Annotated in this window: 1 protein-coding gene; it reads left to right on the top strand. The window is 60.4% G+C overall.

The window, feature by feature from the left end:
- On the top strand, positions 1 to 255 hold a 255-nt coding region (locus MRBLMR1_RS08630), incomplete at both ends, for a PAS domain-containing protein (RefSeq protein ID WP_500064110.1).

Here is a 255-nt window from a genome sequence, read left to right as displayed (position 1 = left end):
CGGCGTTCAAGGCCACGCGCATGCCGATGATCGTCACGGATCCCAGCCAAGCCGATAATCCCATCATCTTTTGCAACGAGGCATTCAGAAAGCTGACCGGTTACAGCGACGAGGAGATCATCGGCCGCAACTGTCGCTTTCTGCAGGGGCCTGAGACGGACCGGGAGACCGTCGCCAAGATCCGCGACAGCATCGCGGCAGGGCGGGATGTGGCTGTCGACATTCTGAACTACCGCAAGGACGGCAGCACGTTCT

This window comes from Neorhizobium sp. LMR1-1-1.1 (assembly GCF_040675795.1).
In the GTDB taxonomy this organism is placed as follows: domain Bacteria; phylum Pseudomonadota; class Alphaproteobacteria; order Rhizobiales; family Rhizobiaceae; genus Neorhizobium; species Neorhizobium cellulosilyticum.
Note: the sequence above shows the minus strand (reverse complement) of the source record. Positions and strands in the feature narration are given on the sequence as shown.